At 73.2% G+C, this 7,686-nt stretch carries 7 protein-coding genes; 5 read left to right on the forward strand and 2 right to left on the reverse strand.

Annotated features, from left to right (window positions below; genetic code table 11):
- Positions 1 to 31 precede the first annotated feature (31 nt).
- Entirely contained in the window at positions 32 to 1,780 is a 1,749-nt protein-coding gene (locus tag HCN51_RS43520) for a 1-deoxy-D-xylulose-5-phosphate synthase (RefSeq protein WP_168017828.1), read from the forward strand.
- A complete protein-coding gene (gene ispG / locus HCN51_RS43525) occupies positions 1,768 to 2,961 on the forward strand; it encodes a flavodoxin-dependent (E)-4-hydroxy-3-methylbut-2-enyl-diphosphate synthase (RefSeq protein ID WP_168017829.1) in 1,194 nt (397 codons plus the stop codon). The genes HCN51_RS43520 and ispG overlap by 13 nt, the downstream gene beginning before the upstream one ends.
- Before the next feature lie 23 nt (positions 2,962 to 2,984).
- Here ispG and HCN51_RS43530 read toward each other — a convergent pair whose 3' ends face one another.
- Both HCN51_RS43530 and HCN51_RS43535 read right to left on the reverse strand, forming a co-directional pair.
- A complete protein-coding gene (locus HCN51_RS43530) occupies positions 2,985 to 4,346 on the reverse strand; it encodes a carbohydrate-binding protein (protein ID WP_168017830.1) in 1,362 nt (453 codons plus the stop codon).
- 80 nt (positions 4,347 to 4,426) lie between these two features.
- Entirely contained in the window at positions 4,427 to 4,705 is a 279-nt protein-coding gene (locus HCN51_RS43535) for a hypothetical protein (RefSeq protein ID WP_168017831.1), read from the reverse strand.
- Positions 4,706 to 4,776: 71 nt separating this feature from the next.
- Here HCN51_RS43535 and HCN51_RS43540 point away from each other — a divergent pair, with 71 nt between their 5' ends.
- From HCN51_RS43540 to HCN51_RS43550, 3 genes are all read left to right on the forward strand, one after another.
- Positions 4,777 to 5,958, forward strand: a complete 1,182-nt coding sequence (locus HCN51_RS43540; RefSeq protein WP_168017832.1) for a zinc-dependent alcohol dehydrogenase — start codon at positions 4,777 to 4,779, stop codon at positions 5,956 to 5,958.
- Positions 5,959 to 6,010: 52 nt separating this feature from the next.
- Positions 6,011 to 7,060, forward strand: coding sequence for an NAD-dependent epimerase/dehydratase family protein (locus HCN51_RS43545; protein ID WP_168017833.1), 1,050 nt, complete (start codon positions 6,011 to 6,013; stop codon positions 7,058 to 7,060).
- 102 nt (positions 7,061 to 7,162) lie between these two features.
- Positions 7,163 to 7,636, forward strand: coding sequence for an ATP-binding protein (locus HCN51_RS43550; protein WP_168017834.1), 474 nt, complete (start codon positions 7,163 to 7,165; stop codon positions 7,634 to 7,636).
- The last annotated feature ends 50 nt before the right edge of the window (positions 7,637 to 7,686 follow it).

Genomic DNA, 7,686 nt, shown 5'->3' on the forward strand with positions numbered 1-7,686 from the left:
TTGCCACAGCAGTCACATCTCTGGGGATGTCATGAAGACCCTGCTTCCCTATCTCTCGACCCCCGATGACCTGCGATCCCTGCCCGCCGAGCTGCTCGCCGGGCTGGCCGGCGAGATCCGCGGCTTCCTCATCGACAAGGTGAGCGCCAGCGGTGGTCACCTCGGCTCCAACCTCGGCATCGTGGAGATCACGATCGCGCTGCACCGGGTGTTCCACTCGCCCGACGACGTGATCGTGTTCGACACGGGCCACCAGGCGTACGTCCACAAGATCCTCACCGGCCGCCGCGACGGCTTCGACACGCTGCGCCGCCGGGGCGGCCTGAGCGGCTACCCCAGTCGCGAGGAGTCCGTCCACGACCATCTGGCCAGCTCCCACGCCTCCACCGCGCTGTCCTACGCCGACGGCATGGCCAAGGCCCGCGAGCTGACCGGCGGCGAAGCCCGGTCGGTGGTCGCCGTGGTCGGCGACGGCGCGCTCACCGGCGGCGTCGCGTGGGAGGCGCTCAACAACCTGGGCGCGGCCCGGCACCGGCCGGTCATCGTCGTGCTCAACGACAACGGCCGCTCCTACGCGCCGACGGTCGGCGGCTGCGCCGACCACCTCGGGCGGCTGCGTGCCGCCCCCGCCCTCACCGTCTTCGAGAGCCTCGGCCTGCGCTACCTCGGCCCGGTCGACGGGCACGACATCGCGGCGCTGGAGCAGGCCATGCGCACGGCCCGCGAGCTGCGCGCGCCCGTCGTGATCCACTGCCTGACCCGCAAGGGCCACGGCTACGAGCCCGCCGAGCAGGACCTCGACGAGCACCTGCACGCCATCCCCGTCACCGACCCGGCGACCGGCCGGCCGCTGGGGCCGCGCACGACCACCTGGACGCACGCGCTCGCCGACCAGCTGTGCGCGCTCGGCGAGCGGCGCCGCGATTTGGTCGCCATCACCGCCGCCATGCCGGGCCCCACCGGGCTGGCCGCGTTCGGCCGGCGCTTCCCCGGGCGCATGTACGACGTCGGCATCGCCGAGCAGCACGCCCTCGCCTCGGCCGCGGGCCTGGCCATGAGCGGCCTGCACCCGGTCGTCGCCGTCTACGCCACCTTCCTCAGCCGCGCCGCCGACCAGGTGCTGATGGACGTCGCGCTGCACCGGCTGCCGGTCACGCTGGTGCTCGACCGGGCCGGCATCACCGGCCCCGACGGGCCCAGCCACCACGGCATGTGGGATCTCGCGGCGCTGTCCGTCGTGCCGGGCATGCGGGTGGCCGCGCCGCGCGACGTGGTGCGGCTGTCGGAGCTGCTGGAGGAGGCCGTGGCGCACGACGGCCCCACCGCCCTGCGCTTCCCCAAGGCGGCGGCGGGGCCCGAGCTGCCGGCCGCCGGCTCCGTCGGCGACGCCGACGTGCTCTCCTCCACCGGCCACGACGTGCTCATCGTGGCCGTCGGACCGATGGCCGAGCCGTGCCTGAGCGCCGCCGCGATGTTGTCGGCCGCCGGCCTCGGCGTGACCGTGGTCGATCCGCGCTGGGTCATCCCGGTCTCCGCCGGCCTGCGCGAGGCCGTGCGCGGCAGCCGCATGGTCGTCACGGTCGAGGACGGCATCGCGGCCTCGGGGGCCGGGGCCCTGCTGCGGCAGGTCTGCGGGCCCGGCCAGCACGTGCTCAACCTGGGCCTGCCCTGCGCGTTCATCGGCCAGGGCAGCCGCTCCGAGCTGCTCGCCGAGGCCGGGCTGACCGGCCAGGGCATCGCGTACGCGATCAGGAAGGAGCTGACCAGATGGCCGCTGTGAATCTGGGCCTCCCGTCCGTCCGGCGGCCCCGGAGGGTGTCCCGGCAGGTCATGGTGGGCAGCGTGCCGGTCGGCGGCGACGCGCCCGTCTCCGTGCAGTCGATGACGACCACGGTCACGGCCGACGTCGACGCCACCCTGCGGCAGATCGCCGAGCTGACCGCGGCCGGCTGCCAGATCGTCCGGGTGGCGGTGCCGTCGCAGGACGACGCCGACGCGCTGCCCGCCATCGCGCGCAGCTCGCAGATCCCCGTCGTCGCCGACATCCACTTCCAGCCCAAGTACGTCTTCGCCGCGATCGACGCCGGCTGCGCGGCCGTGCGGGTCAACCCCGGCAACATCAAGAAATTCGATGACAAGGTGGGCGAGATCGCCCGGGCGGCGGCCGGCGCGGGGGTGCCGATCAGGATCGGGGTCAACGCCGGCTCGCTCGACCCCCGGCTGCTGGCCAGGCACGGCAGGGCCACGCCCGAGGCGCTGGTGGAGTCGGCGCTGTGGGAGTGCTCGCTCTTCGAGGAGCACGGCTTCCGCGACCTCAAGATCTCGGTCAAGCACCACGACCCCCGGGTGACGGTGGCCGCCTACCGGCTGCTGGCCGCGCGCTGCGACTACCCGCTGCACCTCGGCGTCACCGAGGCGGGGCCGCTCATGCAGGGCACGGTCAAGTCGGCGGTGGCCTTCGGGGTGCTGCTCGACGAGGGCATCGGCGACACGATCAGGGTGTCGCTGTCCGCGCCGCCCGTGGAGGAGGTGAAGGTCGGCATCGGCATCCTGGAGTCGCTGGGGCTGCGGGAGCGGCGGCTGGAGATCGTCTCCTGCCCGTCGTGCGGGCGCGCCCAGGTCGACGTCTACACGCTGACCGACCGGGTGACGGCCGCGCTCGACGGGTTCCCGCACCCGCTGCGGGTGGCGGTCATGGGCTGCGTGGTCAACGGGCCGGGGGAGGCGCGCGAGGCCGACCTGGGGGTGGCCGCCGGCAACGGCAAGGGCCAGATCTTCGTCAAGGGCGAGGTGGTCAAGACCGTGCCGGAGTCGCGCATCGTGGAGACGCTGGTCGAGGAGGCCATGCGGCTCGCGGAGGAGCAGGAGGAGCAGGAGGAGGAGCAGGGGGAGCAGGGGGAGCAGGAGGAGCGGGCGGCCCAGGCCGGAGAGGGGGCTCTCCAGCCTGGGGGCTCTTCCTAGATGCGCCTGGACGGTGTGCGCGCCTAGATCCGCTGCCAGAGCGCCGGTACGTTCGGCGGCTCCCAGCCGGTCTGCGAGGTGTGGCCTTGCAGGCACCGGTACGTCGCTCCGCCGTAGGTGACGGTGTCGCCGGTCGCGTACGCCGTGTTCGGCGCCCACGTGCCGTCACCCGGCCCCGTCGGCGTGATGGTGGGCGACGGGCCGCCGCCCTGGGTGGCCAGGGTCAGCCCGTACGCCGACAGGATCTCCCCGACGGGCTGGAAGTACGTCGTCCCGCCCGAACCGCAGTTGCCCGAGCCGCCGGACGTCACGCCCTGGGCCTGGTCGCCGGAGATGAACGAGCCGCCCGAGTCGCCCGGCTCGGCGCAGACGCTGGTCCTGGTGACGCCGGTGACCGTGCCCTGCTGGTAGGTGACGCTGGTGTTGAGCTGCTGCACCGAGCCGCAGTGCCACTGGGTGGTCGAGCCGGAGCGGCAGACCGACGAGCCGGGCTGGGCGACGGCCGCGCCGCGGACGGGCAGGATGCCGGCGCTGTAGCCGTTCACCACGCCGACGGGGGTCCACTGGGTGTTGACCTCGACCCAGGAGTAGTCGTTGCCGGGGAACGACGAGCCGCGGAAGGTGCCCTGGGCCACCCGGTTGGAGCCGGAGGTGGTGGCGCCGGTGCTGCCGCAGTGCCCGGCCGAGACGAAGCCGCCCTGGGAGCCGGGCCGCGTCACGGAGAAGCCGACGGAGCAGCGGGTGCCCGAGCCGATGTAGTAGGCGTCGCCGCCGCGCACGTCGTAGAAGGTCCGGGGCCGCTCGTCGGAGCGGACGACGCGCACGGCGGAGGCGTCGGCGTCGCTGGCCCGGACCCAGGCGGCGGCCTTGGCCGGGGTGGAGGTCAGGACGACCACCGTGTTCTCCATGACGTCCACGTACCAGACGGGCGCGGTCTTGGGCGCCTCGGCGGCGGCCCGGTCGAGGGCGGCCTTGACCCGGTCGAGGTGGTCGAGCGGGCGGGCGGCCACGCGGGCCTCGACGCCGGCGGCCGTGATCTCGGCCGCCTTCGACGGGTCGGTGGTGGCGGCCACCGGGGTGGCGGTGGGGCCCGTCACCCACGTGCCGGCGTACGTGCCGCCGAGCAGCTCGCGCAGGCGGGGCTCGATCGCGGCCGCGGCGGCCTCGTTGACCAGCCGCCGCTCGGCCTGCTCGCCGGTGACGCCGAGGTCGCGGGCGAGCGCGCGCACGAGGCCGGGAGGGGGATCGGCCGCGACGGACGCGCTCGCCCTGGCCGCCTCGAACAGGGAGTCGTCCTGCCGCGCGGCTAACGCGACGGCCGGGACGGTGAGCAGGGGGACGGCCGCCAACGCGATGGCCGCCGCCAGGGTCTTCCTGGGGAGCATGGGTGCACTCTCCTCGTACTGGGGGGTGCCGTCACCGTACGGGACCCCTGCCGGAGAGTGGTCGTGTCAAATTCCACCTATCACCGTGTTATGGCGGATCGCTCCTGGTCAGGCAGTTGCCCGTCGGCGAGCTCGAACGTCATGCCGTGGCTGCTGGTCACGGTGATCACCCGGCGGCCGAGCACCGCGCTCACGCGGGAGGCCACCTCCTGGAAGTTGCGCTGGCTGCCGAGCGTGTCGAGGGCGGCCAGCCGCACCGAGCCCTTTTCGAGCAGTTCCTTGGCCAGCCATTCCGTCATGGCCGGGAGGAACCTGGCCATTTCATCGGAGGTGAGCGGCGTGGGCTCTCTGCGTTCCATGGGGCGCAGTCTAGGGACGGCGGCCGGCGGGAGGAGCCGTTTGGAGAGCTATGTGGGGGTATGCGGCATTTATGAAGGCAGTCACCTGGCACGGCAAGCGGGACGTACGGGTCGAGGAGGTCCCCGACCCGGCCATCAAGGAGGCCAACGACGCGATCATCAGGGTGACCAGCACCGGGATCTGCGGCTCCGATCTGCACCTGTACGAGGTGCTGGGGCCGTTCATGGCCGAGGGCGACATCATCGGGCACGAGCCCATGGGCGTCGTCGAGGAGGTCGGGGCCGGCGTCGACGGCCTCAAGCCCGGCGACCGCGTGGTCATCCCGTTCAACATCGCGTGCGGCCACTGCCACATGTGCGGCATGGAGCTCTACGCGCAGTGCGAGACCACCCAGGTCCGCGAGCGCGGCATGGGCGCCGCCCTGTTCGGCTACACCAAGCTCTACGGCCAGGTCCCCGGCGGGCAGGCCGAGTACCTGCGGGTGCCCGAGGCGCAGTTCGGCCCGATCAAGGTGCCGGAAGGGCCGCCGGACGAGCGCTTCCTCTACCTCTCCGACGTGCTGCCCACCTCCTGGCAGGCCGTCGCGTACGCGGAGATCCCCAACGGCGGCAGCGTGACCGTCCTCGGCCTCGGCCCCATCGGCCAGATGTGCGCCCGCATCGCCCGCCACCTCGGCTACCGCGTGATCGGCGTCGACGGCATCAACGCCCGCCTGGACATGGCCCGCCGCCACGGCATCGAGGTCGTCGACGCCAGCGAGGTGCACGACGTGCCCGAGGAGATCAGGCAGCGCACCTCCGGGCGCGGCACCGACTCCGTCATCGACGCCGTCGGCATGGAGGCCCACGGCTCGCCCGCCGCCAAGCTCGCCCAGACGCTGACCGGGCTGCTGCCCGACGCGGTGGCCGCGCCGCTCATGTCGAACGCCGGCGTGGACCGGCTCGCGGCACTGAACCAGGCCATCGACTCCGTCCGGCGCGGCGGCGTCATCTCGATCATCGGCGTGTACGGCGGCATGACCGACCCCATGCCGATGCTGCGCATGTTCGACAAGGGCATCACGCTGCGCATGGGCCAGGCCCACGTCAAGCGGTGGATCCCGGCACTCATGCCGCTGGTCACCGACGACGCCGACCCGCTCGGCGTCATGGACCTGACCACGCACCGGATGCCGCTGGAGCAGGCGCCGCAGGCGTACGAGATGTTCCAGAAGAAGGCGGACGGGGCCGTGAAGGTCATCCTCCAGCCCTGATGTGCGCAGCTCACAGGGTTTCGCGGCGCGTGAGCCGGGCAGCGGAGCACGCATGAGAGTCGTCGTGGTGGGAGCAACCGGGAACGTCGGCACGAGCGTGGTACGCGCGCTGGCCGCCGACAGCGGCGTGACCTCGATCGTCGGCGTCGCCCGCCGGCTGCCGGGCTGGCGCGTCGACCGCACCGAGTGGCGGCAGGCCGACGTCGCCACCGCCGACCTGACCCGGATCTTCGACGGCGCCGACGCGGTGGTGCACCTGGCGTGGCTGTTCCAGCCCACCAGGGACCCCGCCGTCACCTGGCGGGCCAACGTGCTCGGCAGCATGCGGGTCTTCCGCGCCGCCGCCGAGGCCGGGGTGCCGGCGCTCGTGCACGCCTCGTCCGTGGGGGCGTACTCGCCGGGGCCCAAGGACCGGCCCGTGGACGAGAGCTGGCCCACGCACGGCTGGCCCGGCGCCGCGTACGGGCGGGAGAAGGCGTACGTGGAGCGGGTGCTCGACGTGTTCGAGCACGACCACCCGAACATCCGCGTGGTGCGCATGCGGCCCGGCTTCATCTTCCAGCGGGCCGCCGCCACCGAGCAGCGCAGGCTGTTCGCGGGGCCGTTCCTGCCGCGGCGGCTGGTCAAGGCGGGCCGGATCCCGTTCGTGCCGGACATCCCCGGGCTGCGGCTGCAGGCGCTGCACGCCGACGACGCGGGCGAGGCGTACCGGCTGGCGGTCGTCCAGCCGGTGCGCGGCGCCTTCAACATCGCCGCCGAGCCCGTGCTCGACGCGCACGACCTGGCCAAGCTGCTGGACACGCGCACGGTGCGGGTCCCGCGCGGCCTGGCCACCGCGGCCGTCGCGGCCGGCTGGTCGCTGCGGCTCATCCCCGCCGCCCCTGGACTGCTGGAGCTGGTGCTGCGACTTCCGGTCATGAAGACCGAGCGAGCTCGTGACGTACTCGGGTGGCAGCCGCGTCACACCTCCGAGGAGGCGATGCGGGAGTTGTTCGACGGGTTGCACGACGGTGCGGGCATGGACACCGCGCCGCTGGCGCCCGATGCCGGTCCTGTCGCGCGGGTGCGCGAGCTCGCGACGGGGATTGGCGGACGTCCGTAAAGAGCGGGCCGGGTGTAAGTTCTCCGGTCCTGGGAAGAGGAAAGACCACGCGAGGTCCTGAAGCGCGGCCTGCGTGTCGAAGTGGACGACACGGAGGAGCGCATGCGTACCTTGATCGCCCAGAGCTTCAGTCTCGAGGACGTGAGCAAGCTGCGGCACGTGGTCGCCGAGCACGCCGAGAGCTGCGGGCTCCACGGGCCCCGGCTCGATGACTTCGTCCTGGCCGTGCACGAGAGCGTGGTCAACGCCGTCGAGCACGCCGGGGGTTATGGGCGATTCAGGCTCTACACCGTCGACGGTGTCATCTGCTCCGAGACGAGAGACCGGGGGGCGGGCATCCCCGAGCCCTACGTCAACGGGGGCAAGAGGCCGTCCGACTCGTCGTACACGGGGCGGGGCATCTACCTGATCCGGCGGCTGTGCGACGCCGCCGACTTCCGCACCGGGCCGGGCGGCACCACCGTCCTGCTCACGATGCGGTTACCGCGCCGGCCGGGGCCGGACGCCCGCGGGCGGATGCGGCGCATCAGGGTCACCGCGCCGGGCGGGCGCCCGTTCGGCCGCTTCACCGCCTGACCTGCGCCCGGCGGGCAGCAGCCCGGCGCTCCGCCCCTGGCCTGGCGCGC

The sequence above is a fragment of the Nonomuraea composti genome (assembly GCF_012034275.1).
GTDB lineage: Bacteria > Actinomycetota > Actinomycetes > Streptosporangiales > Streptosporangiaceae > Nonomuraea > Nonomuraea composti.

Coding starts and splice junctions, on each gene's coding strand:
- HCN51_RS43520 (WP_168017828.1), top strand. CDS start 32: ATGAAGACCCTGCTTCCCTATCTCTCGACCCCCGATGACCTGCGATCC.
- ispG (WP_168017829.1), top strand. CDS start 1,768: ATGGCCGCTGTGAATCTGGGCCTCCCGTCCGTCCGGCGGCCCCGGAGG.
- HCN51_RS43530 (WP_168017830.1), bottom strand. CDS start 4,346: ATGCTCCCCAGGAAGACCCTGGCGGCGGCCATCGCGTTGGCGGCCGTC.
- HCN51_RS43535 (WP_168017831.1), bottom strand. CDS start 4,705: ATGGAACGCAGAGAGCCCACGCCGCTCACCTCCGATGAAATGGCCAGG.
- HCN51_RS43540 (WP_168017832.1), top strand. CDS start 4,777: ATGAAGGCAGTCACCTGGCACGGCAAGCGGGACGTACGGGTCGAGGAG.
- HCN51_RS43545 (WP_168017833.1), top strand. CDS start 6,011: ATGAGAGTCGTCGTGGTGGGAGCAACCGGGAACGTCGGCACGAGCGTG.
- HCN51_RS43550 (WP_168017834.1), top strand. CDS start 7,163: ATGCGTACCTTGATCGCCCAGAGCTTCAGTCTCGAGGACGTGAGCAAG.